The 25,491-nt window shown below is 69.2% G+C and carries 24 protein-coding genes; 13 read left to right on the forward strand and 11 right to left on the reverse strand.

All coding sequences use genetic code 11. The features are described from left to right. The first annotated feature begins 53 nt into the window (after positions 1 to 53). From NKJ47_RS13325 to NKJ47_RS13360, 8 genes are all read left to right on the forward strand, one after another. Positions 54 to 629, forward strand: coding sequence for a hypothetical protein (locus NKJ47_RS13325; protein WP_254458341.1), 576 nt, complete (start codon positions 54 to 56; stop codon positions 627 to 629). Between the two features lie 25 nt (positions 630 to 654). Continuing rightward, entirely contained in the window at positions 655 to 1,557 is a 903-nt protein-coding gene (locus tag NKJ47_RS13330; RefSeq protein WP_254458342.1) for a dienelactone hydrolase family protein, read from the forward strand. Positions 1,558 to 1,600: 43 nt separating this feature from the next. Beyond that, the gene (locus NKJ47_RS13335) at positions 1,601 to 3,265 is read left to right on the forward strand and encodes a PQQ-binding-like beta-propeller repeat protein (protein WP_254458343.1); all 1,665 of its coding nucleotides are present in this window, start codon (positions 1,601 to 1,603) and stop codon (positions 3,263 to 3,265) included. Positions 3,266 to 3,376: 111 nt separating this feature from the next. Further along, on the forward strand, positions 3,377 to 4,243 hold the full coding sequence (locus tag NKJ47_RS13340; protein WP_254458344.1) for a hypothetical protein: 867 nt from the start codon (positions 3,377 to 3,379) through the stop codon (positions 4,241 to 4,243). Positions 4,244 to 4,317: 74 nt separating this feature from the next. Next, positions 4,318 to 4,704, forward strand: a complete 387-nt coding sequence (locus tag NKJ47_RS13345) for a hypothetical protein (RefSeq protein WP_254458345.1) — start codon at positions 4,318 to 4,320, stop codon at positions 4,702 to 4,704. A gap of 291 nt (positions 4,705 to 4,995) precedes the next feature. Then, the gene (locus NKJ47_RS13350; RefSeq protein WP_254458346.1) at positions 4,996 to 5,832 is read left to right on the forward strand and encodes a hypothetical protein; all 837 of its coding nucleotides are present in this window, start codon (positions 4,996 to 4,998) and stop codon (positions 5,830 to 5,832) included. A 66-nt stretch (positions 5,833 to 5,898) separates the two neighbouring features. After that, positions 5,899 to 6,570, forward strand: a complete 672-nt coding sequence (locus tag NKJ47_RS13355; RefSeq protein ID WP_254458347.1) for an outer membrane protein assembly factor BamE — start codon at positions 5,899 to 5,901, stop codon at positions 6,568 to 6,570. Positions 6,571 to 7,431: 861 nt separating this feature from the next. After that, on the forward strand, positions 7,432 to 7,668 hold the full coding sequence (locus tag NKJ47_RS13360; protein ID WP_254458348.1) for a hypothetical protein: 237 nt from the start codon (positions 7,432 to 7,434) through the stop codon (positions 7,666 to 7,668). A 371-nt stretch (positions 7,669 to 8,039) separates the two neighbouring features. Here NKJ47_RS13360 and dksA read toward each other — a convergent pair whose 3' ends face one another. After that, on the reverse strand, positions 8,040 to 9,170 hold the full coding sequence (gene dksA, locus NKJ47_RS13365; protein WP_254458349.1) for an RNA polymerase-binding protein DksA: 1,131 nt from the start codon (positions 9,168 to 9,170) through the stop codon (positions 8,040 to 8,042). Between the two features lie 114 nt (positions 9,171 to 9,284). On the opposite strand from dksA, the gene yidD reads away from it, so the two are divergent. The 3 genes from yidD to NKJ47_RS13380 are packed head-to-tail and all read left to right on the forward strand — an operon-like array spanning position 9,285 to position 11,755. Beyond that, positions 9,285 to 9,557, forward strand: coding sequence for a membrane protein insertion efficiency factor YidD (yidD, locus tag NKJ47_RS13370; protein ID WP_106407029.1), 273 nt, complete (start codon positions 9,285 to 9,287; stop codon positions 9,555 to 9,557). Further along, on the forward strand, positions 9,558 to 10,892 hold the full coding sequence (locus tag NKJ47_RS13375) for a dihydroorotase (RefSeq protein ID WP_254458350.1): 1,335 nt from the start codon (positions 9,558 to 9,560) through the stop codon (positions 10,890 to 10,892). Continuing rightward, entirely contained in the window at positions 10,892 to 11,755 is an 864-nt protein-coding gene (locus NKJ47_RS13380) for a M23 family metallopeptidase (RefSeq protein ID WP_254458351.1), read from the forward strand. The genes NKJ47_RS13375 and NKJ47_RS13380 overlap by 1 nt, the downstream gene beginning before the upstream one ends. 418 nt (positions 11,756 to 12,173) lie before the next feature. Here the strand turns inward: NKJ47_RS13380 and NKJ47_RS13385 are convergent, their stop codons facing one another. Both NKJ47_RS13385 and NKJ47_RS13390 read right to left on the reverse strand, forming a co-directional pair. After that, positions 12,174 to 13,130: a hypothetical protein gene (locus NKJ47_RS13385; RefSeq protein ID WP_254458352.1), complete on the reverse strand. Its 957-nt coding sequence runs from the start codon at positions 13,128 to 13,130 to the stop codon at positions 12,174 to 12,176. Beyond that, complete coding sequence (locus NKJ47_RS13390; RefSeq protein WP_254458353.1) at positions 13,127 to 14,809, reverse strand: sensor domain-containing diguanylate cyclase; 1,683 nt, start codon at positions 14,807 to 14,809, stop codon at positions 13,127 to 13,129. The genes NKJ47_RS13385 and NKJ47_RS13390 overlap by 4 nt, the downstream gene beginning before the upstream one ends. A gap of 380 nt (positions 14,810 to 15,189) precedes the next feature. Here NKJ47_RS13390 and NKJ47_RS13395 point away from each other — a divergent pair, with 380 nt between their 5' ends. Continuing rightward, a complete protein-coding gene (locus NKJ47_RS13395) occupies positions 15,190 to 16,371 on the forward strand; it encodes a putative acyl-CoA thioester hydrolase (protein ID WP_254458354.1) in 1,182 nt (393 codons plus the stop codon). Positions 16,372 to 16,399: 28 nt separating this feature from the next. On the opposite strand, the gene NKJ47_RS13400 is transcribed toward NKJ47_RS13395, so the two are convergent. The 6 genes from NKJ47_RS13400 to efp form a co-directional block, all read right to left on the reverse strand. Then, the gene (locus NKJ47_RS13400; RefSeq protein WP_254458355.1) at positions 16,400 to 17,104 is read right to left on the reverse strand and encodes a squalene/phytoene synthase family protein; all 705 of its coding nucleotides are present in this window, start codon (positions 17,102 to 17,104) and stop codon (positions 16,400 to 16,402) included. A gap of 190 nt (positions 17,105 to 17,294) precedes the next feature. Further along, positions 17,295 to 17,978 carry a phosphoglycolate phosphatase gene (locus NKJ47_RS13405; protein WP_429002422.1) on the reverse strand — a complete coding sequence of 228 codons (684 nt, stop codon included), beginning with the start codon at positions 17,976 to 17,978 and terminating at the stop codon, positions 17,295 to 17,297. 67 nt (positions 17,979 to 18,045) lie between these two features. Then, complete coding sequence (gene ubiG, locus NKJ47_RS13410) at positions 18,046 to 18,765, reverse strand: bifunctional 2-polyprenyl-6-hydroxyphenol methylase/3-demethylubiquinol 3-O-methyltransferase UbiG (RefSeq protein ID WP_254458356.1); 720 nt, start codon at positions 18,763 to 18,765, stop codon at positions 18,046 to 18,048. A gap of 53 nt (positions 18,766 to 18,818) precedes the next feature. Next, entirely contained in the window at positions 18,819 to 20,153 is a 1,335-nt protein-coding gene (locus NKJ47_RS13415; RefSeq protein WP_254458357.1) for a TRZ/ATZ family hydrolase, read from the reverse strand. A 25-nt stretch (positions 20,154 to 20,178) separates the two neighbouring features. Further along, entirely contained in the window at positions 20,179 to 20,436 is a 258-nt protein-coding gene (locus NKJ47_RS13420) for a hypothetical protein (protein WP_254458358.1), read from the reverse strand. 109 nt (positions 20,437 to 20,545) lie between these two features. Beyond that, a complete protein-coding gene (efp, locus tag NKJ47_RS13425) occupies positions 20,546 to 21,112 on the reverse strand; it encodes an elongation factor P (RefSeq protein WP_010343528.1) in 567 nt (188 codons plus the stop codon). A gap of 99 nt (positions 21,113 to 21,211) precedes the next feature. Here efp and epmB point away from each other — a divergent pair, with 99 nt between their 5' ends. After that, positions 21,212 to 22,249: an EF-P beta-lysylation protein EpmB gene (epmB, locus tag NKJ47_RS13430; RefSeq protein WP_254458359.1), complete on the forward strand. Its 1,038-nt coding sequence runs from the start codon at positions 21,212 to 21,214 to the stop codon at positions 22,247 to 22,249. 60 nt (positions 22,250 to 22,309) lie between these two features. On the opposite strand, the gene NKJ47_RS13435 is transcribed toward epmB, so the two are convergent. Together NKJ47_RS13435 and NKJ47_RS13440 are read right to left on the reverse strand one after the other, a co-directional pair. Further along, a complete protein-coding gene (locus tag NKJ47_RS13435) occupies positions 22,310 to 24,454 on the reverse strand; it encodes a putative bifunctional diguanylate cyclase/phosphodiesterase (protein ID WP_254458360.1) in 2,145 nt (714 codons plus the stop codon). Beyond that, positions 24,451 to 25,368: a phosphate/phosphite/phosphonate ABC transporter substrate-binding protein gene (locus tag NKJ47_RS13440; RefSeq protein ID WP_429002423.1), complete on the reverse strand. Its 918-nt coding sequence runs from the start codon at positions 25,366 to 25,368 to the stop codon at positions 24,451 to 24,453. The genes NKJ47_RS13435 and NKJ47_RS13440 overlap by 4 nt, the downstream gene beginning before the upstream one ends. Between the last annotated feature and the right edge of the window lie 123 nt (positions 25,369 to 25,491).

The following is a 25,491-nucleotide window of genomic DNA, read 5'->3' on the forward strand; positions in this document are numbered from 1 at the left end:
AACTCGCCGCGCCGCATCGCCCCACCCCGTATCGCCAACGTGAGGTCGCCATCGTGTCAGCGTCGGAAGCGTCGTCCCTGCAAGTCGTCAACAATTTCGTCGAAGTCCAGCATCTGCCCGAACTGCTGCGCAGTCGAGGCGGCTGGTGCTACGGCATCTATCCAGGGTTGCTCGGCGACGTGGCGCCGTCCTGGCATATCCATCTGTGCGGCAGCCGCAAAGCGCACGAGCGCGCGATCCACGACGATGTCCTCGCGGCGACCCCGGGTATGGAACCGCTCCACGAGATCTGGACGCAGATCAAGGAAAACCTGGCCCAGGACTACGGCCTGGTCCGCGCCTACGTCACCGGCCACACGCATGGACAGGACGGCGTGGCGCACCACTACGCCAAGCCGTCGGATCAGGAGCGTGTCGCCTTGCTCTACGCCAGCGCCGAATGGAAGGACGATTGGGCGGGCGAAACCGTGTTTTACGACACCGCGCGCGAGTGCATCTCCATCCGCCCGCGGCCTGGTCGACTGGTGGTGTTCGATGGCGCCGTCACCCGTGCCTCGCGTGCCCCGGCACGGGAGTGCCCGACGCTGTGCTCGACCATCACCTTCCATATGCGGCGCGTCCGACGCTGATACCGGCGCAGCGAGGAACTCCACCATGTCATCCACCTGCATACGCTGCCTGCCGACCGCGACCGCACTGCTGCTCTGCGGTATGGCACCCTGCATCGCCTCGGCCAGCGGCTTCGGCGGCACGCATGCCGACCTCGGCGAATCGCTGCAGATCCCCATCGCCGATCCGGACGGACACCCCTGGACCTTGCAAGGACGGCTGTGCCGCCCCGCCGGTGTCCGCCGCCCGCGCGTGGTGGTCATCGCACACGGCTCACCGGCGAAGGCATCCGACCGACCAGGCATGACCCTCGAAACCTGCGATGGCGAATCGGCACGCTGGTTCCTGCGCCGCCACTACGCCGTGGCACTGGTGCTGCGCCTCGGCTACGGCGCCACCGGTGGTCCTTGGAGCGAGGGCTACGACGGCTGCGACCACGCCGACTACGTCAAGGCCGGATTGGAAACCGCTCGCCAGCTCAAGCGCATCGTGGACGTCCTGACCGCGCTGCCCGACTACAGCCCGACCGGCGCCATCGTGGTCGGACAGTCGGCCGGCGGCTGGGGCACGTTGGCGTACGACAGCCTGCCGCACCCCAACGTCAGCGCGTTCGTCAACATGGCCGGCGGCCGCGGCGGCCACTTCCACGACCAGTCCAACAGCAACTGCCATCCCGACAGGTTGATTGCGGCAGCCGCCACATTCGGCCAACAGGCCAGCACGCCGATGCTGTGGATCTATACGGCCAACGACAGCTTCTTCGGACCTGAACTTGCCGCGTCGCTGCATCGTGCCTTCACCGAGGCAGGCGGCCATGCCGTCCTGGTGACGCCCTCCGCCTTCGGCGACGACGGTCACCACCTGTTCTTCGGCCACGGAGGTTCCGCGATCTGGGGACCGGCCGTGGACCGCTATCTCGGCTCGATGGACGTTCCGGCGTCTCCTTGACCCGCCGTCCCCCTCACTCTCCCATCCCCAGCAGGGCTGCACGATGACCATGCAATCGCTTCGGGACCTGATCCAGACCGTCGGCCTGCACACCAGCGCCGAGAACATCCCCCTCATCACCAAGAAGGGCGGCTCCTACCTCTGGCTGTTCGATCTGCGCCGGGTCTTCATGCGACGCACTGCGCTCGAGCAGATCGCCGAAGCGTTCTGGGAGCGCAACGCCGCGCGCCCTCCTTTCCAGCTCGGCGGACTCGAAACCGCGGCAATCCCGCTGCTCACCGCCTTGCTGTTGACCGCACCGAAGGAACGCGGCCCGGTCAACGGCTTCATCATTCGCAAGGATCGCAAGACCACCGGCATGGGCAACGCCATCGAGGGCGATGTGCTCGATCTGCCCATCGTACTGGTCGACGATTCGCTCAATTCCGGCAACAGCGCCGAGAAGGCGCGCGCGGTGATCGCAGCGGCCGGACACACTCTCGGTGAGGTGTTCGTGGTGGTCGATTTCCTGTCCAAGGCCGGCATGCAGTGGCGCAAAACGCACGCAATCTCGGTGCAATCGCTGTTCACCCTCAAGGACTTCGACCTGCCGCAGGAACAAAGCGCACCGCATCCCACCCAGGCGTACCGCGAACTCTGGCGGACGGCGACGCCGGGAGGCTTTGCCTTCCATGTGGTCCCCAAGTCCGCGCCGCTGCTGGTCGGCGACATGATCTATCGCGGTTGCGACGCCGCCAAGATGCAGGCGTTCTCCGCCGAGACCGGCGGGCTGGTGTGGGAATACCCGGTGACCGGCGCCGCATACACCAAGAAAGGCATCTGGTCTTGCCCGGCCTATCACGACGGGCGTCTGTACTTCGGTGCGTACAACGGCACCGTCTACTGCCTGGATGCGGCCAGCGGCGAGGAGATCTGGACGCATCCGGACGGCGACTGGGTCGGCGCTTCCCCGCTGCTGGTGCCGCGCCACAAGCTGATGTACGTCGGCATCGAGTATGTCCGCCCGTGGGCGCAGGGCAGTCTCGCCGCCTATGCGATGGACACCGGCGAGAAGATATGGGAGCACCAAGTACAGAAGCTGCAGCACGGCTCGCCCGGTTACTGGGAAGGCGGCGATCTGGTGATCTGGGGGAGCGCGGACCATGAGACGCTCGCGCTGGACGCCAGGACAGGACGCATTGCCTGGCGTTTCAAGACGCGGCGTTCGGTGAAGTACGCGCCCGCGGTGGACGAGCGTCGTGGGCTGACCGCATTTGCCTCGTTCGACAAGTCCATCTATGTCCTGGATGTCGCCACTGGCCAGAAGCGCGGCGAGTGGCAGACAGATGAAATCTGCTACACGACGCCGCTGTTCGCCGGCAACAAGCTGTTCTGCGGATCCGGCGACCGCCATCTGTACGTGATCGACATCGACACGATGCAGTTGCTCAAGAAGATCAACCTGCGTTCGCGGGTGTACGCCTCGCCCAAGCGGATCGGCAACCGGGTGATCGTCGGCAGCAACGGCGGCCGCGTGGTCGAGATCGACATCGACACGCTCGAAACCGTCGGTGTACTGCAGTTGCCGGACGCTGTCACCAACGGCGTGGCGATCTCGCCCGACGAACGGCGCATCTACGTATCCACCTACATGAACCATCTCTATGCGTTCGAGCGCCTGAGCGACGCGCACGCGCAACGTGCGCGCCCCACCCTCGCCACATCCTGACGCGCGCCGCGCATGGCCGGGATCGGTCCGTGCATGCCGCTCATTGGCCGCACGCACGGATCAGCCGAAGCGAGGACGGCCGTTTCCCCGCACAGCTGTTCGAGGATCACCATGAGAACGCTCGATATCATCGAAATCGATATGGTCGCAGGCGGTACGCGCACATCGATCGGCGCACATCCGCTGTCCAGTTCGATCCATCACGCCAAGGCGCACAACAAGACGCACCGGGCCAAGGCCAAGATCCACCACCAGCACATGGTGGCGCACAAGTCCGCGACCATGCAGATGGCACGGATGGAAGAGGTCGAGCCGATCGGCGAAGGCGGCGAAGGGGGCGAAGGGGGCGAAGGGGGTGAAGGGGGCGAAGGGGGTGAAGGGGGTGAAGGCGGTGAAGGTGGTGAAGGCGGTGAAGGTGGTGAAGGTGGTGAAGGTGGCGAAGGTGGTGAGGGTGGTGAGGGTGGTGAAGGCGGCGAAGGCGATGGCAGCGGCGGTTACGACGACGGCGACGACGCCGATGGCAACGGCCCTGCCGATACCAGCATAGGCAGCAGCCATACGACGTCCGATGGCAGGACGGTTTCGATCAGCTATCAGAATACGAAAGACGGCTCGAGCAGCGACAACCCGGTCACATCCAGAATGGCCTCGACACTGAACTCCGTGCTCGACGGCGATCAGAGCGTCAACAGCATCGACATCTCGGCCACGACCAACGGCAGCCACGATCCCAATTCCGCTCACTACACGGGCAACGCCGTCGATATCAACATCATCAACGACGTGCATGTCGGCACGAGCGGCGCAGGCCTGCAGAACGCCCAAGCGCTGGAGAACGCCGCGATGGACAATCCCAACGTGAGCTACGTCGAGGGTCCGGCGGGCAATTTCATCCGGTCGAGTCCAACGGCGGACTGGACGCCAGCCAGCCGGGAAAGCGGCGACACGACCCACGTCCACATCAGCGTCTTCAAGTAGTTCGCATCCCACGATCTCCTCTCCCGGGCCGGCGCCGGCCAGCCCGGGGGACAACCGCCTTCGGAGTTCTCCGTATGAAGCCCATCTGGTTACTGCGCATGTGCACGGTCCTGGCGCTCGCCTTCGCCGTGCAAGGATCGTTGCAGGCGATGCAAGCCTCTTCCCAAGCAGGGGGAGAACAGGCGATCGCTTACGTGCTGAAGAATGACATCGCCCTGTCGAGGATGTTCGGGGACTGTCCGGCATTGAAATTTGCCCGTACCAGTGCCGAAGGTGCCAAGACCTTTCTGATCGAAGGCAATTGCGACATCAAGGACAACCCCGAGGAAGATGCGGACTGCCCTGCCTATCACGTCCATGCGACCGGGACGATCGACACGCCATCGCACTGGACGATACGTCGCCTGGACCTGACGTTGGTGTGCTCCAGAGAAGGAGCGGCGGCGACGCATGGGATGTGACCATCGGATAGGCGCTTGCGCCTTGGCTGCGGGACGCAGTGGGAGGAAACGCGCGGCGCCTGCTCTCCGCGGTCCGCCCTGGCGTTCGCGACCCGCGCACGACGCAGCGTGCGACCCCAGTTTCCTTGCGTTCGAACGCGCCACCACACGCAGGACCGGGCAGATGCCCTGCCCGCGCTCTGGGACGCGCCGCACGCAGCATGAACCGATCCGATCGTCGGCCACGCCGCACGCGCCGGATCAGCCGAAGCGGGGACGGCGCTTTTCCCGCACCTCTGTTCAAGGATCAACATGAGAACGCTCGATATCATCGAAATCGATATGGTTGCAGGCGGCACGCGCACATCCATCGGCGCGCATCCGTTGTCCAGTTCAATTCATCACGCCAAGGCGCACAGGAAAACGCACCACGCCAAAGCCAAGACGCATCACCACATGGCGATGCACAAGACTGCGGCCGCGCAGATGGCCACTACCAACGAAGTCGCCGCACCGATCGAATCGGAGGGTGGTGGCGACGGCGGCGACGGCGGTGAGGGAGGCGAAGGCGGTGAGGGGGGTGAAGGTGGTGAGGGAGGCGAAGGAGGCGAAGGCGACGGTGGCGAAGGAGATGGCGGCGAGGGCGACGGTGGCGAGGGCGATGGCGGCGATGGCGGCGATGGCGATGGCGACGGCGCAGGCAGCAACGACGACCCCGCCACGTCCGCGACGGCCAGCGGCACCACGGTGACCTATACCGCCGCCGACGGCAGCACGCAGCAAGTCACCGGCACGCATCCCAACCGCGACAACAACCCGCTCGACATCCGGTCCGGCACGTTCGCGGACAATCACGGCACGCTCGGCGACGACCGCGGTTTTGCGATCTTCTCCAGCCCCCAAGCCGGATTGGACGCCGCGGCGGCCAACATGGACCGCATCAACAACAACGCCGGCGGCACCGCCACGCTGAGTGACCTCATCTCCACCTGGTCGCCGCCGAGCGAGAATCCGACCGCGGAGATGATCACCACCATCACCACCAATTCGGGCCTGAGTCCGTCCGATCAATGGGGGTCGTTGAACAGCGACCAGCGCAGCGCGTTCATCACCGCGTACGGGCACCGCGAAGGCTGGCACGGCAATTAATTCACCTGTGGCGAGGCCGGGAATGCCTCCCGCCTCGCCACGCATCCCCCTCACGGAGAATTTCTCATGGCATCCCGGTTCTTCTCGCTGTTCGGCCTGCTCGCTCTCTGCATGACCTGCTCGCAGACCCATGCCGCCGGCGACGCGGCGGCCTGCACCCTCGCGCTGCATCAGGCCTTTGCAGGCTCCAGCAACACGGCCACCCTGCCGAGCCAATGCGCACGTCTCGGTCCAGTCGCGCTCGGCATGCGCAAGCAACAGGTTCTGGCCGCACTGGGCCAGCCGGACATCACCCGCAGCGATGCGGCACACCCGGACACGCTCAGTGTGGTGTATCTGTACCCGCGCGGGTTGAACCCGCTGCTGGCGCAGCAGCCACGGCCGGCCGCCGCCCTCACCTACAGCCAGTTGGCGGTGCGCTTTCGCCATGACCGCGTCACCAACCTGATCGCGTTCGCCAATCCAGACGCTCCCTTGCCATTCGATCTGCTCGGCCAGCCGGCCGGCATCCACATCGATCGCGTGCTGCAGGCCATCGGTGGGCAGCCACAATGGAACGCCAGTCGCGACTACGTGCAGTTCGCCGCGATGCCGCTGGGCCTGGAAGTCGATCCGGACACCTCGGCCGTCATCGGGCTGGATCTCGCCACCAGCAAGCAGGAGCTGGACAGCTTTGCCCTGCCCGCCTTGAAGCTGAGCAAGGACGCACAAAGCGGATTGGTCAACGGCGTGCGCTGAGGAACGCCGCCGTCCGTGCCGAGAAACGCCCGCCTGTCAACGGCAGCCTTACCCACGCATCGGCAACGGTTCCGGCCACAGGACGGGCGCACACGCCGCGCATGCCGCGACGGCGCTTCCATCGCCAGCCTCTTGGGGTGGTATCGCCTCCGCCACACGCGGCAGCACACGGCAGGCGCGTCGCCCGGACATGGGCCGCCGAAAGCCGACGGGGACAACGCCCCACGCTTATCGCGTCAGGCCGCCTTCCTGTGGCAGGCCCACCGGGGCCTATCGCTGGCACCGCCTGCCGGGCTGTGGCATCTGTGTCGGGCCGACTGAAATGCAACGGACCGGCGGCCTTCGCCTGGGTGTTGCTCAACCCGCAGTCACCGGGCTTCTACAGCCCGATCAGCTCGCTGCAGGACGCATGTCGCCACGGCGTCGAGCGAGTGGGACACCATGCTCGAAGACGGCACGCCCGGCGCAGAGCAAGCTGCGATCCGTCTGTCTTCCGGCGGATTCGCAGCTTCACCGAGGACGCTGCCAGGGCGCCATCATCCAACAATAAGATCCGAGATGGATCCAGCGACATATCGACCTTTGCTGCCCCTGTTGCCGTACCACGGACAAGCCCCCATCACCACGCCAAAGATCATGGCGTGCCTGAAGTTGGGCGACTTAGCGCTGTTGAACGCAGTGGATGCTATTGTTCTCAAGCACCATCGCGCAATGCGTGTTTGCTGTCGCCCTGTCGGTCCCGCGAGCGGTGTCGAACAAGCCCTGCCAGGTCATGCGGACGGAGCTGGGTTCGTCGGGCGACGTGAGCCGCGTGTTGGGCGAGAACATAGGGGGAAAGGAATAGTGAGTCCAAGAGCGTTTATGGGCGTTCTTTTCGTCATGGCGTTCGCCTGTCTGATGAATGCCATCGCCAACATGTCTATTGGCTGGTTCGTTGGTGCAGTGATCTTCTGTGCCGTCGGCTTCTTCGCGACGCGACTAGCCGTGCGCGAGGGCGGCCCTGGCCGTGGCGGCGTGCGCTTCGGTTTCTTTGCCATCGCGATGCTCGTGATGGTGGCGGCCGTCTATGGCATGTATTTGCTGGATACGGCCGCCTAGTCTGGGAGCGGCTGCTCCTAGGTGCCACGGGTCCACTGCGTGATCCAGACCCGGCCTTGCCGAAGCGGTACTCCATCCGCCTCGCGCGCGCTGGGCTGGACGTCGAGGAACAGCCCGCCACCGTCGAAGTGCTTACCTTGAGAAGCGCTGCACATCTGCAACGCGTCGAACGTGTCGCGAGCGGTGTGCGACCTCTCGCACGTCGTCTAAGACGTTCGCAGCTACGGCGGAATTGGCCGTGACATACCTACAAAAATACCCCCGGATTGGGGGTATTTCGTGGACCGCAGGGTGACGTCATGAAACCCTGACGCCCCTCCCTCCGATTGAATACGAAGGGATTTCGAGACGTCAGGAGACGTCGTGGAACATCAGTCGCCCTGCTGCTTCTGCAGGTGCTCCCAACGCTCCTGCGCGTCGATGGTGCGCTCGGCGGTCAGGCGCGCTTCCAGGCGCTCCAGGCCGATTTCTTCGCCGGTGTCCACGCAGTAGCCGTAGTCGCCGGCGTCCAGGCGCTTGAGCGTGCTGTCGATCTTGCCGATCAGCTTGCGGTAGCGGTCGCGGGTACGCAGTTCCAGCGAGTTCTCGGTCTCGCGGGTGGCGCGCTCGGCTTCGTCGCCGATGTCGCGGACCTCGTCGCGCAGGTTCTCGATGGTCTGCTTGGATTCCTCCACCAGGTCGGCGCGCCAGGTGAGCAGGCGCTGGCGGAAGTATTCCTGCTGCAGCGGGCTCATGTACTCCTCGTCCGCCGCCGGCTTGTAGCCCTTGGGCAGGATCGGACGGCCGGTCGCCTCGTCGGTCTTGTACTCGACCACCTTGTACTTGGCCGGCTTGGCCGGCGTATTGGACTTGGCGGTCACGGCCACGGCGACCTTGCCGGTGGGCTTGGCGACCGGCGCCTTCGGGGTGGATTCGGACTTGGTGGGGGTTTTCGCGGAGGATTTCGAAACGGACACGGGATTCTTTTGTGGCGGGGTCGACGGCGCGGCGGACTTGGCGGCAACGGGCTTGGGAGCCGGTGCAGCGGCAGGCGCGGCGGGCTTGACCGGGACAGGCTTGGCCGCAGCCGGCTTGGGTGCCGACTTCGGTACGGAGGTGGTCACCGCGGGTGCGACGGAGGCGGTGGCCGGTTTGGATTTGGCGGGCGCGGCCGCGGCCTTGGCCACAGGCTTGGCCGCCGCGGTTTTCGCTGCCGGCTTGGCGGCGGGCGTGGGCTTGGCGACGGCCTTGGCCGGTGCGGCCGGCTTGGCGGGCGCCTTCTTGGCCGGAGCCTTCTTGGCAGGAGCGGACTTGGCCGGCACAGCCGCCACCGGCTTGGCCGCCGGCTTCTTGGCCACGGCCTTGCTTGCCGGTTTGGCCGGCGCGGCCTTCGCCGCCTGCTTGACGGGCACGGCGTTCTTCAGCGGTTTGCCGGGAGCTGACCCCGTCGCTTTCTTGGCGGCGGGCTTGGCGGGCTTCTTGGCGGCCTGGACGGCCTTCTTTGCAGGTTTTTTAGCAGCCACGAACGCTCTTCCTTGGTCTTCCCGGGGCCCGGGAAAGCGGGCCTTTATAGCCTACCCTACCCCCCGCGGCAATAACGCGGCGTATACGCCGAGCGACCTGCCTAGTCCAGCACAGTGGCATATCATGGCGGCGTGATCGCCCGCGCTCTCATTGCCTTGCTGCGCCTGTACCAGCGCTTCATCAGCCCGCTGCTGGGGCCGCGCTGCCGTTTCGTGCCCAGTTGCTCGGCGTACGCGGTGACCGCCATCGCCCGTTTCGGCGCATTGCGCGGCGGCTGGATGGCCGCCCGTCGCGTCGGCCGCTGCCACCCCTTCCATCCTGGCGGGTTCGACCCGGTGCCCGACCCCACGGCGCCGCCACCCTGCCGCTGCCAAGGAAAACACTAGATGTCCGCTTCCACACTGATCGTCAACGCGCGCCTGGTCAACGAAGGCCGCGAAACCCAGGGCGACCTGCGCATCGCCGACGGCCGCATCGCCGCCATCGCGCCGCAACTGGCCGCACGCGACGGCGAGACCGTGGTCGACGCCGCCGGGCGCTGGCTGCTGCCCGGCATGATCGACGATCAGGTGCACTTCCGCGAACCCGGCCTGACCCACAAGGGCGACATCGCCACCGAATCGGCGGCGGCGGTGGCCGGCGGCCTGACCAGCTTCATGGACATGCCCAACACCAACCCGCCGACGCTCGACGCCGCCGCGCTGCAGGCCAAGTACGACGCCGCGCGCGGCCGCGCCTGGGGCAACTACGGCTTCTACCTGGGCGCCAGCAACGACAACCTGGCCGCGATCCAGACCCTGGACCCGAAGACCGCCCCCGGCATCAAGGTGTTCATGGGCGCCTCCACCGGCAACATGCTGGTCGACAACCCGGACACCCTGGACGCGATCTTCCGCGACGCGCCGACCCCGATCATCACCCACTGCGAAGACACCCCGACCATCGACGCGACCCTGGCCGCGTTCAAGCAGAAGTACGGCGATGCGCTGACCCCGGACATGCACCCGGACATCCGCTCGCGCGAGGCCTGCCTGAAGTCCTCGCAGCTGGCGGTGTCGCTGGCGAAGAAGCACGGCACCCGCCTGCACGTGCTGCACATCTCCACCGCCGACGAACTGGCGCTGTTCGCGCCCGGCCCGATCCAGGGCAAGCGCATCACCGCCGAGACCTGCATCCATTTCCTGCGCTTCGACCGCGCCGACTACGCCACCCTCGGCAACCTGATCAAGTGCAACCCGGCGATCAAGGACGCCAGCGACCGCGAGGCGCTGATCCGCGCGATCGCCGAGGACGTGATCGACGTGCTCGCCACCGACCACGCGCCGCACACCTGGGAAGAGAAGAGCAAGCCGTATGCGCAGGCGCCGTCGGGCCTGCCGCTGGTGCAGTACGCGCTGGTCGCGGCGCTGGAGCTGGTCCACGAGGGCCGGCTCAGCGTGGCCCAGGTGGTGCACAAGTTCGCGCACGCGCCGGCGCTGCTGTTCGACGTGCACGAACGCGGCTTCCTGCGCGAGGGCTACCACGCCGACCTGGTGCTGATCGACGACACCACGTTCACCGTGCGCCGCGAGGACGTGCTGTCCAAGTGCGGCTGGTCGCCGTTCGAAGGCCGCAGCTTCCGCTCCAAGATCGCCGCGACCTGGATCAACGGCGTGCTGGCCTGGGACGGCACCCGCCTGATCGGCAGCCCCAACGGGCAGCGCCTGGCGTTCGACCGCTGATGCGCGGCGCCGTGTTGTCCGGCGCCGCACTGGCGCTGGTCCTGCTGACCGCACCAGTCGCCCCGTCGCTGCATGCGCAGACGCCGGCCACAGCGGGCGCCGAGGCGCGCAGCGTGTTCCCGCGCAGCGCCTCGCAGGGCGCGCTGGTGATCGGCAAGGTGGCGCCGGGCAGCCGCGTGCAGTACGCCGGCCGCACCCTGCGGGTCAGCGACTACGGCAGCGTGGTGTTCGGCATCGGCCGCGACGAGCGCGGTCCGCTGCGCATCGCCGTACAGCGCCCCGACGGCGGGACCGAAACCGTCGAGATCGCGGTGACGCCGCGCGACTGGCCGCTGGAACAGGTCAACGGGGTGCCGCCGAAAACGGTGAACCCGCCGCCGGCGATCGCCGAGCGGATCAAGCGCGAACAGGCCCAGGTCACCGCCGCGCGCGACCGCGACGACCCGCGCACCGATTTCGCCGCGCCCTTCATCTGGCCGGTGCAGGGCCGCATCAGCGGCCGCTTCGGCAACGCCCGCGTCTACAACGGCCAGCCCGGCGCCGGGCATTCGGGCATGGACATCGCCGTGCCCACAGGCACCCCGGTCAAGGCCCCGGCCGCCGGCGTGATCACCTTCGCCGCCCCCGACCTGTACCTGACCGGCGGCACCGTGCTGCTCGACCACGGCTATGGCGTCAGTTCCAACTTCCTGCACCTGTCGCGGATCGACGTGAAGGTCGGCGACCGCATCGCCCAGGGCCAGGTGATCGGCGCGGTTGGCGCCACGGGTCGTGCGACCGGGCCGCATCTGCATTGGGGGATGAATTGGTTCGACGTGCGCATCGACCCATTGCTGGTGCTGGAGCGGACGCGGCAGCCCTGAAGCGCTGCTGCGTCGGGTGCGCTGGCGCGCGGCGGCGCGTTCTTCATCGGCATGACCGGCGTCTTCGCCTGGCGCGGAGCGGACAAAACGCAGCGGCCGCCGAATGCAGGAGCGGCTTCAGCCGCGACGGGGCTTTTCCGGGGACGCCCGGTCGCGGCTGAAGCCGCTCCTACATCAGACAGCGTGGTACATCCCGAAGCGCCACCTCGATCGCCGCGCAGCGCGACAAGCGCGCCGGCTGGGCTCTGGCGACGCGCTGCAGTCGCGTCGGGGCGTTCCCGGTAAAACCCGACGCGACTGAAGCCGTTCCCACAAAATACGTCCCGTAGCGATGAAAGCTGCCCTGAAGCCGTTCCCACAGGACACGTCCCGGAGTGACGAGAGGTACCCCGAGGTCGCTCGCACACACAGCGTTTCGCTACGCAGGCGTGACCACCTCCAGCAGGCGCCCCAGCACCACATGCGATGGGCTGTTGGCCAGGTCCAGCGGCATCACCAGCTTGGGATTGGGATGCGGCAAGGGCGTTCCCGGGGCCGCTTCGCCGGCTTCCCGCAACAGCCCGCCGTTGTCGTCCACCTGGTCGGTGACCGGCGGCAGCGGCGGCAGGCCCAGCCCGGCGCGGACCGCGTTGGCGCGGCTCAGCAGATCCTCGTCGGCGACCGTGGTCAGCGCCGAGGCGGCCAGACTGGCCGGTGCGCCCTCCACCGCCGCCAGACGCTGCGCGATGTCGCCCAGCGCCTGCTGCCGGTGCGGATGCAGCAGTTGCCACACTTCCTGCCACAGCGCCTTCCAGTCCAGGTCCGGGAACGGCATATGGGTCGGCCCGCTGAGCACGATCTGCGGCGCCAGCCGGCCCGGCGGCGTCGCATCGCATTCGGCCAGGGCGCGGTACACCACCTCGCTGCACACCATGTGCGACGGGTTGTCGCGCACCAGGTGATCCAGCGCCTCGCGCACCACGATGCGCGCCAGCCAGTGCTGCGGCCACTTGCCGCGGATGGCGACCAGCAGCCCGAGCGTGGCCAGGCTATCCAGCGGGTACGGAACGCCCAGCAGCGACTGCGCCTTCGCCAGCACGCTGGCGCGGTCGGCGTCGTCCAGCGCCACGCCGGCGTAGCTGAGCGGCCGGTAGGCGTCGATGATGAGGTAGTCGGTGGTGTCGGTCAGCCGCTGCGACAGCGGATAGCGGCGCACGCCGCTGGCCGCCGCCTCGATCAGGTCGCCCTGGTCGGCGACGATCGCGGCATGGCTGTAGATGCTGTCGCCGCACCAGGCGATCAGTTCGGACACCGGGCCGCAGCCCAGTTGCAACAGGATGTCGCCGACCTGCAACTGATCGGGAGCGAACGCGGGCAAAGCGGGCTGTGCAGTCATGGCTGAGGCTCCTGGTGGGTGACACGGTGGGGGGTGGACACGCTGACGCGGTTGCGGCCGGCGGACTTGCTGGCGTAGAGCGCGGCATCGGCCCGCTGCAGCAGCGCTGCGACGCTCTCGCCGCGCTGCCATTGCGCCACGCCGATGCTCAGCGTGCATGACAGCGCCTGGCCGTCGCGCGGCAGCGGCTGCGCGGCGACGTGTTGGCGGATGTCCTCGGCCACGCGCCGCGCGGCCTCCAGGGTGGCGCCCGGCATCAACAGCAGCATCTCGTCGCCGCCCTGGCGGCCCAGCATGTCGGTGCTGCGCAGGCGCGCCCGCGCACAGGCGGCGACCCAGCGCAGGCAGGCGTCGCCGCCGGCATGGCCGTGGATGTCGTTGATGCGCTTGAAGTGGTCGATGTCGATGTAGGCCAGCGCCAGCGGCCGGTCGCCGCGGGCCGCATCCTGCAACGCCTCGGCCAGGCGCTGCTGCAGCGCGCCGCGGGTGAGCATGCCGGTGAGTTCGTCCACCGTCGCCATGCGGCTGACGCGGTCGCGGTCGCGGCGCAGTTCCAGGATCTGCTCGGCCAGGCCGAAGGTCACCAGCAGGCAGGAGATCGCCAGCGCCAGGCTGATGCCGTGCGCCAGCACCGGCGCGTCCAGATCCAGACGCAACCACCCGGTCAGCTCCAGGCAGCGCAGCACGCACAGCATCCACAGCGGGGTCCACGAGGCCAGCAGCGGCCAGGCGTAGCGCTGCCCGCGCAAGGCCAGCAACAGGCAGCACGGCAGCAGCAGCGCCGCGCCGACGATCAGCCCGAGATTGCCGAGCAGGCTCAGTACCGCCGCGTCCGACAGCAGACAGGCCACGGCGATGCCGAGCAGATACAGCGCACACAGCCGCAGCACCCGGTCCAGTCGCGGCAGTTGCCGGTGCATCTCCAGTTGCCGGCGCTGGAAGGTGATGATGAAGAAGCCGCCGAGTGCGGCGACGATGCGCATCGGCGTCGGCGAGGACGCGAACACGCTGGCCAGGCCGGGCACCGCGCGCGCTTCGCCGCCAAGGCCGAGCAGGTACAGCAGCACGCACATCACGTTGGCGGTGAAGTACCCGTAGATCGGCTCGCGCAGGCGCGCCCACAACGCGATCGCCAGGATCGCCAGCACCGCGGTCGAGCCGAGGATGAAGGCGCGCCAGCCGACGTAGTGCAGATCCTCGCGCTGCACCTGCGCCAGCGGCACGATGCCCACCGGCATCGGCATCGCCGCCGGCGCCTGCACCCGCAGCCAGATCGAGGCGCCGCGCGGCAGCCCCTGCGGCAAGGCGATCACCAGGGCGCGGGTCGAGTAGCGCAGGTCGGCGTCGGCGCCGTAGATCGCGCGCCGGATCGGCGCAGAACGTCCCGGGACCCAGGCCTCGACCCGGGTCAGGTAGGGCGACTGCAGCACCAGTTGCGGCTGGCCCTCGCTGCCGATCGCGCGGTCGGCGCGGATGCGCCACCAGGTCGGTCGCTTGCTGCGCTCGTACAGGGTGGCGCCGTGGCCGGCGTCGGCGAACGCAGCATCGTAGCGCCCCGCCACCACCTCCGACGCCGGTGGGTCGGCGGCCAGACGCTGCAACAGCAGTTCCTGCCCCTGCGCCGACCCGACCATCCTCAGGCACAGCAGCAGGCAGCACCAACGGCACAGGCGCTTCAATCGACGGGTTCCAACGGACGTTGCCATGGAGCGTAGCGCAAGCCGCGACCGCGCTCGTATCCAAATTCACAGCCCCATCACGCCATGGCGCGCGGTCGGCAGGCGCGCGCAGATCCATGCCGCAGTGCCGCGACGGGCCGGCAATCGGACGTCGGCAAGGCCCTGCGGCGTCCGCTCCCCGCGGGCGATCTGTGCCCTCGCGGCACCGCGAACGTGATGGAGACGGCACAACCGGCCGCTGGCTGCGGCATCGGCCGGGCGCCACAGGCAAACGCCCCTACCATCGCCGATCCGCTGCCGAAGCCGAATCGCACGACTGGATGACACCGGCATCATTCCAGGCGCCGTCGCGGGCCCTTATCCTTGAGCGGAGGCTTTCCATGACCGTATCGCGCTGGTTGCTGCTTTCCTCCACCCTGGCCCTGGCGGCCGGGGTCGTCACCGACGCCCCGGCCCTGACCGGGACCGCGTCGCGCCCGCAACTGACCAGCAGCGAGGCGGCCAACCAGACCGTCGCCCGCCACCTGGCGCAGGCCGGCCCGATCGGCGCACTGGTCACCGACAACTGGGATCCGAGCGCCGGGGTCGCGCTGCTGCAGGCCGACTACGCGGTGGCGGCCGACGGCAGCACCCGCTACCGCACCGTGCAGGCCGCGGTGGACGCCGCGGTCGCCGCCGGCGGCAGCATGCGCCGCTACATCAGCGTGGCGCCGGGCACCTACACCGAAGTGGTCTGCATCCCCGCCGCGGCGCCGCCGCTCACCCTGTTCGGCCTGGGCGGCAGTCCGGCCAGCACCACGATCCGCTTCGGCAACGCCAACCCGACGCCGAAGCCGACCGGCAGCGCCACCCATCCCTGCGCCAGCAACGCCGCCAGCAGTACCGTGGGCACCTCCGACAGCGGCACCGTCACCGTGCGCGCGGCGCAGTTCCAGGCGCGCAACCTGGCGATCGTCAACAGCTACGTCGAGGGCACCTACAGCGGCAGCAACCAGTCGGCGGTGGCGCTGGCGTTGCGCGGCGACAAGGCGGTGCTGGAGAACGTGGTGCTGACCGGCAACCAGGACACCCTGCTGGTCAGCGCCGGCAGCGCCAACACGGTAATCCGCGCCTACATCAAGGGCGGCATCATCGAGGGCGATACCGACTTCATCTTCGGCTCGGGCGTGGCGGTGTTCGCCGGCAGCACCATCCGCTACACCGCCGCGCGCCGCGGCGCCAACGATGGCGGGGTGATCTTCGCGCCCAGCACCCGCCCCGGCAGCGGCTACGGCTTCCTGGCCATCGGCAGCACCTTCGATGCGGTCGGCACTCCCGGCAGCGGCACGGTGTGGCTGGGACGGGCCTGGGACGAGAGCGTGGGCAGCCTGTCCAACTACGTCGACGGCACCTCGCCCAACGGCAAGGTGGTGATCCGCGATTCGGTGCTGGGCGGCCACATCCGCAAGAGCGCGCCGTGGAACGCCTCGACCATCGGCCGGCCGTACTGCAGCAGCGGCTGCAGCACCTCGGCCAATCGCTTCTCCGAATACGCCAACAGCGGCGCCGGCAGCGCCCACTGAGTCCAGGCGACGCCCTGCAACGGGCGGCTCAGCCCAACCCGGCCCACCAGGCGCGCCACAGCGTGGCCATCTGTCCGGGCGGCCGGGGCGTGGCGGCCGCCTGCTGCGCGGTCCGCGCACGCGCCAGCGCCGACAGGATGCGCCGTGCGCGCGGCCCGCGCACACGGCGCGGCCACTGCTTCAGCAATGCCTGCGCCCAGCGCTGGCGCTGCTGTACCTCGTCGCCACCGCGCAGCGCCAGCGGCGCGGTGGCGGCACCGCCTTCGGTCAGGCGCTGCGCCAGCACCTGCAACGCGACCGGCACGGCGGCGCCCTCGGCCGGGGCCGCGAACAGCGCACGCTCGACCGCGACCACCGCCTGCGCGAACGGCTCCAGCCGCTCCAGCGCATGCCTGGTGTCGGCCGCGGCCGCGCGCGCCTGCGGCAGGCTCGGCAAGGCCTCGGCCAGTTGCGCCCACGGCGCGGCCACCGGCTCCAGCACCCGGCCCAGCGGATGCCGCGAGCGCTGCCCGGCCCAGCTGCGCAGTTCCTCGCCCCACCAGGCCAGCTTGGCGTCGGCCGGCAGCGGGTCGCCGGCGATGTTGAGGATGTCGTCGAACTCCTGCAGCAGGGCGAACCAGGCCACGGTGCGGGCGCGCTGCGGCGCCGGCACGAAGGCCTCGGCCACGGCCCATTCCGGCCAGCGGCGGCGCCATTTGTCGAGGAAGGCATCCAGGGCGGACGAACTGCTCATGCGATCGGTGGATCCGGATTCGGGCGCACGCGCCGTGGGCGTCGTGCGACGGGGGAAGTGAGCGCGGTTGCTGCGCAGGACGCGCAGTTTACGTGCGCGACCGGTGGATGCCGAGCGCTGTCGGCATGCCTGCGGCGACGCGGCAGTCGCGGCATCTGCGCGGCGCCGCCGCGCGGCGACCGCACCGGCGTCAGGGCGCGGCGGCGGCCACCGGCCAGGCCGCGGCGGCATACAGCTCGGCCGGCGCGGCGACCATCGCGTCGGCGCGCCAGGCCAGAGGATTGTCCTCGTCCAGCCGGTAGCCCCACAGCACCGCGACAGAGGCCATGCCGGCGGCGCGCGCGGCGAGGATGTCGCGTTCGTCGTCGCCGACGTAGGCCACCTCGTGCGGCGCCACGCCCAGGCGCTGCGCGGCGACCTGCAGCGGCAACGGATGCGGCTTGCGCTCGGGCAGCGTGTCGCCGCCGATCAGCACCGCGCAGCGCCGTTCCCACTGCAGCTGCGGCAGGATCAACCGCGCCAGCGCCTCGGGCTTGTTGGTGACGATGCCCCACACGCTACCGACGTCTTCCAGCCGCTGCAGCAGCTCCGGGATGCCGTCGAACGGCTGCGAATGGCGGCCGATCAGCGCCTCGTAGTGGCGCAGGAACGCCGGAATCAGCGCATCGCGCTCTGCGCCAGAGAGATCCGGAAAGGCCACGCCCAGCATCGCCCGCGAGCCCTTGGACACCACCGGCCGCAACTGCGCCAGGGTCAAGGCCGGGCGGCCATGCTCGGCCAGCAGCGCATTGGCCGCGGCCAGCAGATCCGGCGCACTGTCCAGCAACGTGCCATCCAGATCGAACAGCACCACCGGCGGGTAGCTTCGGTCCAAATCGCTATCCAGCGGCATCAGGCCCACGCGCCCCCGCCGTTACCAATCCCCACTCCCCACTCCCGAATCACGGCTTTCCCGCACAAGCCAGGTAATTCACGTCGGTGCGCGGGGACAGCCGCGCCCGATTGCGCCACGGCTCGTAGGCCAGGCCGCTGACGTCGCGCAACTGCAACTCGGCCTGGCGCAACCAGGCGGCCAGTTCCGCCGGCTTGATGAAATCCTGGTAGCGGTGAGTCCCGGTGGGCAGCAGCCGCGCCACGTACTCGGCACCGACGATGGCCAGGGCGAAGGCCGCCGGGGTGCGGTTGAGGGTGGACAGGAACAGCTGGCCGCCCGGCTTGAGCAGGGTCGCGCAGGCGCGCACGATCGCCGCCGGATCGGGCACGTGTTCGAGCATCTCCATGCAGGTGATCGCGTCGAAGCTGGCCGGCTGCGCCGCCGCCAGGTCCTCGACCGACTGCACGCGGTAGTCGACCTCGACCCCGGATTCGAACTGGTGCAGCCGCGCGACCTTGATCAGCTCCGGCGACAGGTCGATGGCGGTGACCTGCGCGCCCTCTTTGGCCAGCGCCTCGCTGAGCAGGCCGCCGCCGCAGCCCACGTCCAGCACCGTCGCGCCGCGCAGCGGCAGGCGCTCGGCGACGTAGCGCAGGCGCACCGGGTTGAGCGCGTGCAGCGGCTTCTGCGGGCCGTCGGCATCCCACCAGCGGGTGGCCAGGGCGCCGAACTTGTCCAGTTCGGCCTGATCGAAATTGGCGGAGGCGTTGGCGGCGGAAGCGGTCATGGCGGACTCTCGTTGGGGCCGCGCGCGCGGCGCGGCACGGCGAACATAGCGGATCAGGCGTGGACGCTGCGGATACGCTCGCGCCACTGACGGGCATTGGCGACCAGGGCCTCCACGTCCATGTCCACCAGCACGCGCTGGCTGAGCTTGGGCTGGCCGGCGATCCACACGTCGCTGACCTGCTGCCGGCCGGTGGCGTACACCAGTTGCGACAGCACGTTGTGCAGCGGCTGGGTCTCCAGCGCCGACAGGTCCACGCAGATCAGGTCGGCCTGCTTGCCCGGTTCGATCGAGCCGATCGTCTCGCCGAAACCCAGCGCGCGCGCGCCGCCCAGGGTGGCCGCGCGCAGCGTGCTGGCCGCGTCCAGCGCGGTGGCATCGTTGGCCACCGCCTTGGCCAGGATCGCCGCGGTGCGGTTCTCGCTGAACATGTCCAGGTCGTTGTTGCTGGCGCAGCCGTCGGTGCCGATCGCCAGGTTCACGCCCGCACGCTGCAGCGCGCAGGCCGGGCAGAACCCGGAGGCGAGCTTGAGGTTGGATTCGGGGCAATGCACCACGCTGACCCCGCGCTCGGCGCACAGGTGGATCTCCGCGTCGGTGAGCTGGGTCATGTGCACCGCGATCAGGCGGTCGTTGACCAGGCCCAGCCGATCCAGCCGCGCCAGCGGGCGCTGCCCGTACTGCTTGAGCGAATCGGCGATTTCCTGCGCGGTCTCGTGGGTGTGCAGGTGCACCGGCACCTCGAGCTGGTCGGACAGCATCCGCACCCGCTCGAAGTTGGCGTCGTTGACCGTGTACGGCGCATGCGGGGCGAAGGCGATGCCGACCAACGGATCGTCGCGCCACTGGTCGTGCACCTCGCAGGCGCGCGCGAAGTACTCGTCGGAGGTCTTGGCCCAGGCGGTCGGGAAATCGATGATCACCGTGCCGACCCGCGCGCGGAAGCCGTGCTGCTTGTACACCGCGGCCTGCACGTCGGCGAAGAAGTAGTTCTCGTTGGCGCAGGTGGTGCCGCCGCGCAGCATCTCGGCGATGGCCAGCGCGGTGCCGTCGGCGACGAACTCCGGGCCGATCACCGCCGTCTCCACCGGCCAGATGTGCTGTTGCAGCCACACCATCAGCGGCAGGTCGTCGGCGATGCCGCGCAGCAGGGTCATCGGGTTGTGCGTGTGCGCGTTGACCAGCCCCGGCAGCAGCGCGGCGTCCGGACGCGAGACGGTGCGCGCGGCGGCGAAGCGCGTGCGCGCCTCGGCCGTCGGCAGCACCGCCACGATCTCGCTGCCGCGCACCGCCACCGCGTGGTCTTCCAGCACCACCGCATGCGGTTCGATCGGCACCACGTAGCCGGCTTCGATCAGCAGGTCGCAGGATTCGGGTATGGAGGTCATCGCAAGCGCTCTGGAAAGGGAGGGATCAGGTTGCCGTCTGGACCTGGCCGAGACGGCGCCGGGACACGCGCATCGCCGTCCACTGCAACACGACTACCGCCAGCACCGCCAATCGCGCCAGCAGCGGGGCGACCATGGCCGGCGCACTGCACCGCACGCGCACCGCCGGCAGCACCGCGACGCGCCGCCTCAGCGTCCAGTCCTGCGGCGCTGAGGCGTAGCGCCAGGCCCAGTTCGCGCGCGGGGACCGGGCGACGGCGCGGTCGGCGTGGCTGCGCGTCACGGCGGCGCCGTGACAGGCGCTGGTCCGTCACCGCCGCGCAGCCATCCGGCGCATGCACGCCGGCGCAAGTGCATGCCCGCGGCTTGCGGCAGCCGCGGGCATGCAGGAATTACTTGACGCGCGAGACGTATTCGCCCGAACGCGTATCGACGCGGATCACTTCCTCCTGGCCGACGAACAGCGGCACGCGCACCACCGCGCCGGTCTCCAGGGTCGCCGGCTTGCCGCCGCCGCCGGAGGTATCGCCGCGCACGCCCGGGTCGGTCTCGACGATCTTCAGTTCGACGAAGTTCGGCGGGGTGACCTGGATCGGCGTGCCGTTCCACAGCGTCACCACGCAATCTTCCTCGCCCTTGATCCACTTGGCGGCGTCGCCGACGCCGGCCTTGTCGGCCTGCACCTGCTCGAAGGTTTCCTGCTGCATGAAGTGCCAGTACTCGCCGTCGCTGTACAGGTACTGCATGTCGGTGTCGACCACGTCGGCCGCTTCCACGCTGTCGGTCGCCTTCATGGTCATTTCGACCACGCGCCCGGACTTGATGAAGCGGTACTTGACGCGGGTGAACGCCTGGCCCTTGCCGGGCTTGACGTATTCGGTATCGGTGATGATCGCAGGCTCGCTGTTGACCAGGATCTTCATCCCGTTCTTGACGTCGTTCATGCCGTAGCTGGCCATCTGAAACTCCTCGGGTAAGGCAAACCCGCCGCGTTCGGCGGCCGGCCGGATAGAATGGAAGCTCCGCCGCAACGGCGGGCGCTCGTGTGATGACCGCCTATGATAACCGCAGCCCCCCGCCCGATGCAGCCGTCCCCGCCCCTGCCCGCCGCCGCGCCGCCGCGCTGGCAGCAGGCCTGGCGCGACGCCGTGCGCGATCCGCGCGAGCTGCTGGCGTTGCTGGGCCTGGACCCGCAGGCGCTGGGCGTCTCCGAACAGGCTGCGACGCAGTTCGCGCTGCGCGTGCCGCGCAGCTTCGTCGCGCGCATGCGCCCGGGCGATCCGCACGACCCGCTGCTGCGCCAGGTGCTGCCGATCGACGCCGAGCAGCGCCGGGTTGCCGGCTTCGCCCTGGATGCGGTCGGCGATGCGGCGGCCAAGAAGGCCGACGGGGTGATCCACAAGTACAACGGGCGCGCCCTGCTGGTGGCCACCGGCAGTTGCGCGGTGCACTGCCGCTACTGCTTCCGCCGCCACTTCCCGTATGCCGGCGAGACCGCCGCGCGCGACGGCTGGCGCGCCGCGGTGGCGGCGATCGCCGCCGACCCCAGCATCGAGGAAGTGATCCTGTCCGGCGGCGACCCGCTGTCGCTGGCCACGCCCAAGCTGGCCGAACTCACCGAGGCGCTGGCGGCGCTGCCGCAGCTCAAGCGCCTGCGCATCCACACCCGCCTGCCGGTGGTGCTGCCCGAGCGCGTCGACGCGCCCTTGCTGGCCTGGCTGCGCGCGCTGCCGTGGCCGCTGGCGTTCGTGATCCACGCCAACCACGCCAACGAATTCGATGCCGGCGTCGATGCCGCGCTGGCGCGCCTGCGCGAGGCCGGGGCGCAACTGCTCAACCAGGCGGTGCTGCTGCGCGGGGTCAACGACAGCGTGGAGGCGCTGGCCGCGCTGAGCGAGCGCAGCTTCGCCGCCGGCGTGCTGCCCTACTACCTGCACCAGTTGGACCGGGTGCAGGGCGTGGCCCACTTCGAAGTGGACGATGCCACCGCGCTGGCGCTGCACCAGGCGCTGGCCGCGCGCCTGTCCGGCTACCTGGTGCCGAAGCTGGTGCGCGAGATCGCCGGCGATACCGGCAAGCGCCCGCTGCTGCCCTGACCCCGGCGACGGCGACCGCCGCGCGAGCGGCGGCCGCAGACCACGGTGCCGCGGCGATGCTCAGACATCGGCCGGCGACGCGCCCTCGTTGGCCAGCAACTTGCGGAATTCCTCGGCGCTGAGCGGGCGGCTGAGCCAGAACCCCTGCCCCAGTTCGCAGCCGCGCTCGCGCAGCAACTCGAACTGCGCCTCCTGCTCGATGCCCTCGGCGACCACGGTGATGTCCAGCGAGTGCGCCATCGCGATGATTGCGGTGGTCAGCGCCAGGTCGTCCGGGTCGCGCTGCAGGTCGGCGACGAAACTCTTGTCGATCTTGACCCCGTCCACCGGCACCTGGCGCAGGTGGCTCAGGCCGGAGAAGCCGGTACCGAAGTCGTCCAGCCAGACCTTGACCCCGGTGCGGTGCAGCCGCGCCAGCATGCTCGCCGCTTGCAGTTCGTCGCCGATCACCGCGGTCTCGGTCAGCTCCAGGTGCAGTTGCGCCGCCGGCAGCCCGGACTCGCGCAGGCATTCGGCCACCAGTTCGGGCAGATCGCCGCTGCGCAACTGCCGCGGCGAGACGTTGACCGAGACGAACAGGTCGCGGCTGCCGTCGGCGCGCCGCCACTGGGTGGCCTCGCGGCAGGCCGCGCGCAGCACCTTGGGGCCGATGCTTTCGATCAGGCCGCTCTGTTCGGCCACGTCGATGAACACCGTCGGCGAGATCGTGCCCATCGCCGGATGCTGCCAGCGCAGCAGCACTTCCACGCCGACCATGCGCCGGTCCTGGGTGCGGAAGATCGGCTGGTAGGCCAGCTTCAGTTCGTCGCGCTCCCAGGCGCCGCGCAGTTCGTGCTCCATGTGCACGCGCCGCTCCACCGCATAGTCCATGGCGCGGCTGTAGAAGCGATGGCAGTTCTTGCCGGCCAGCTTGGCCTGGTACATGGCGATGTCGCCGTTCTTCAGCAACGCCGAGGCGTCCTCGGCATCGCCCGGGTAGACGGTGATGCCGATGGAGGTGCCCATGAACACCTCGCGGCCCTGGATGCGCAGCGGCTCGCGCAGCTCCTGTACCAGCCGCTGCGCCAGCGCGGTGGCGACCTTGGCCGCCTGCGCATCCTCCACCAGGATCACGAACTCGTCGCCGCCGAAACGCGCCAGCAGCGCGTCGTCGCCGCCCAGCTGCTCCACCGCCAGCTGGATGCGCCGCGCGAACTGCAGCAAGGCCTCGTCGCCGGCCTCGTGGCCCAGGGTGTCGTTGATCCGCTTGAAATCGTCGATGTCGGCGAACAGCAGCGCCAACCGGCGCTGCGAGGCGCGCGCCGACAGCATGCGGTGGTCCAGCGCCTCGCGGAACGCGAGCCGGTTGGTCAGCCCGGTCAAGGCATCGGTGTAGGCCATATGGCGCACATCGCGGTCGTGCCGGGCGATCGCCTCGCTCATGCGCCCGAACGCGCGCAGCAGTTCGCTGACCTCGTCGTAGCGGCCGCTGTCGCGGCGTTCCACCGCGTAGTTGCCGGCCTCGATCTGGCGCGCGGCGGCGGCCATCCAGCGCAACGGCGCCACCAGCGTGCGCTGCACGTAGACCGTCACCATCGCCGCGGTCAGGCCGAGGGCGGCCAGCAACAGCAGCAACCAGCCGAGATGGCGCTTGCCCAGCGCGCCCAGGCGCTGGTCCAGGTTCTGCCCGGCCTTGCGCTCGTACTCCTGCGCGCGCGCCCAGGACATGCCCACCCGCACCCCGCCCACGCGCTGGTCGCCGATCATGATCGGCATCGACACGTCGAGGAAATCCGGCGACTCCTGCGCCAGCAGGCCCTTGGCGCGGATCGCGGCGTCGGCCATCGGCCCGCGCATGCGCTGGCCGTAGCCGACCAGATCCTCGCTACCGTCGTGGATCAGCCGCCCGTCGGCGTCGTAGACCAGCACGTAGGCCACCGCGACATAGCCCAGCGCGCCACGCACCTGCGTGCCGATCGCGTCCAGGTCGGAGTAGTACACCGGGTTGGCCAGCGAATCGGCCAGCTGCCGCGCCAGCGACTCGCCGCGGGTGCGCATGCTGCTGTCGAACAGGCCGTGGATGACATTGCCGCTGAGCGTGCGCACCTCGCGCTGCATGGCCGCCTGACGCTCCAGCAGCAGAGCCAGGATCGCCATTACCAACAACGCAGCCACACCCATGGCCAGCAGGAACCTGGCCTGCAACCCGAAACGCATCGTCTTCATTCCACTTCGAGCCTCACCCGCGCCACGCCGGCGCGCAGGGTGTCCAGGCGTTTTTGCGACGCGGGATCGATCGGGTAGAACCCGGAGGTGCCGAAGAACTGATGCAGCGCCGCACGTCCCTGCGGATCGTCGGCGGCGTGCAGCAACACCTCGCGCAGGCGCGTCTCCACCTCCGTGGGCAGGTCGCTGCGGACCATCTCCACCGCGCGCGGATACGGCTCGCTGCGGTAGATCACCCGGAAGTCGCGGCGGAACGCCGGCGGAAGGCGGCGGTCGTCGTCCCAGTCGAGATTGCTGAACGCCCCGGCATCCACCAGGTGCTTGTGCACGAAGGCGGCGATGTTGAGTTCCGAGCGCGCGAACACGTAGCCGACGGTCTCCGCCGAGGGCTGGTCCTTGGTCGAGAGCAGGATCTCCGGGTGCAGGCCATGCTCGAACAAGGTCATCATCGGCACCATGTAGGCGCTGGTGGACTGCTGGCTCTGCAGCGCCAGAGTGCGCCCCTGCAGGTCGGAGAGGTCATGCACCGGCGCGTCGCGGCGCACGAAGAACACGGTGTGGTACTCGCGCACCCCGTTGCGCTCGGTCAGCAGCAGCGGCTTGGCGCCGCCGCGCTGTTCCAGCGCCATCGCGGTGGCGGCGGTCTCGGTGACCCAGTCGACGCGACCACGGCGCAGGTAGCTGCTCATCTGCTGGCTGTCGCGGGCCATCAGGATCTGCCCGGAGGTGATGCCGACCTCGCGCATGCGCGGCACCACGTAGTCCAGCAGCGGCTTGAGTTGCTCGTAATGGGCCTTGGGATCGTCGCTGATGCGCCCAAGCACCAGGACCGAGGGCCGCGCGTGCACGGACACGGGCCAGCAGATCGCCAGCGCCAGCCACACCACGACCACCCGCCAACGCGAACTGGACAAACCACGATCCCCAAGTAGCCCTTGCAAAGCCTAGCCGAAAGCGCATGCCGGTGACAGCGTCACAGAATGACGCCTGCCGCGCCGCGAATCCGCCCCGGGCCCGCGTCTGGCCGCGCGTGCCGC

The organism is Xanthomonas sacchari, from assembly GCF_024266585.1.
In the GTDB taxonomy this organism is placed as follows: Bacteria; Pseudomonadota; Gammaproteobacteria; order Xanthomonadales; family Xanthomonadaceae; genus Xanthomonas_A; species Xanthomonas_A sacchari_C.

What these genes read in the sequence shown, in the direction of transcription:
- NKJ47_RS13330 (WP_254458342.1), top strand. Translation starts at nt 655, where the DNA reads ATGTCATCCACCTGCATACGCTGCCTGCCGACCGCGACCGCACTGCTG.
- NKJ47_RS13335 (WP_254458343.1), top strand. Translation starts at nt 1,601, where the DNA reads ATGACCATGCAATCGCTTCGGGACCTGATCCAGACCGTCGGCCTGCAC.
- NKJ47_RS13340 (WP_254458344.1), top strand. Translation starts at nt 3,377, where the DNA reads ATGAGAACGCTCGATATCATCGAAATCGATATGGTCGCAGGCGGTACG.
- NKJ47_RS13345 (WP_254458345.1), top strand. Translation starts at nt 4,318, where the DNA reads ATGAAGCCCATCTGGTTACTGCGCATGTGCACGGTCCTGGCGCTCGCC.
- NKJ47_RS13350 (WP_254458346.1), top strand. Translation starts at nt 4,996, where the DNA reads ATGAGAACGCTCGATATCATCGAAATCGATATGGTTGCAGGCGGCACG.
- NKJ47_RS13355 (WP_254458347.1), top strand. Translation starts at nt 5,899, where the DNA reads ATGGCATCCCGGTTCTTCTCGCTGTTCGGCCTGCTCGCTCTCTGCATG.
- NKJ47_RS13360 (WP_254458348.1), top strand. Translation starts at nt 7,432, where the DNA reads ATGGGCGTTCTTTTCGTCATGGCGTTCGCCTGTCTGATGAATGCCATC.
- NKJ47_RS13375 (WP_254458350.1), top strand. Translation starts at nt 9,558, where the DNA reads ATGTCCGCTTCCACACTGATCGTCAACGCGCGCCTGGTCAACGAAGGC.
- NKJ47_RS13380 (WP_254458351.1), top strand. Translation starts at nt 10,892, where the DNA reads ATGCGCGGCGCCGTGTTGTCCGGCGCCGCACTGGCGCTGGTCCTGCTG.
- NKJ47_RS13385 (WP_254458352.1), bottom strand. Translation starts at nt 13,130, where the DNA reads ATGACTGCACAGCCCGCTTTGCCCGCGTTCGCTCCCGATCAGTTGCAG.
- NKJ47_RS13395 (WP_254458354.1), top strand. Translation starts at nt 15,190, where the DNA reads ATGACCGTATCGCGCTGGTTGCTGCTTTCCTCCACCCTGGCCCTGGCG.
- NKJ47_RS13400 (WP_254458355.1), bottom strand. Translation starts at nt 17,104, where the DNA reads ATGAGCAGTTCGTCCGCCCTGGATGCCTTCCTCGACAAATGGCGCCGC.
- ubiG (WP_254458356.1), bottom strand. Translation starts at nt 18,765, where the DNA reads ATGACCGCTTCCGCCGCCAACGCCTCCGCCAATTTCGATCAGGCCGAA.
- NKJ47_RS13415 (WP_254458357.1), bottom strand. Translation starts at nt 20,153, where the DNA reads ATGACCTCCATACCCGAATCCTGCGACCTGCTGATCGAAGCCGGCTAC.
- efp (WP_010343528.1), bottom strand. Translation starts at nt 21,112, where the DNA reads ATGGCCAGCTACGGCATGAACGACGTCAAGAACGGGATGAAGATCCTG.
- epmB (WP_254458359.1), top strand. Translation starts at nt 21,212, where the DNA reads ATGATAACCGCAGCCCCCCGCCCGATGCAGCCGTCCCCGCCCCTGCCC.
- NKJ47_RS13435 (WP_254458360.1), bottom strand. Translation starts at nt 24,454, where the DNA reads ATGAAGACGATGCGTTTCGGGTTGCAGGCCAGGTTCCTGCTGGCCATG.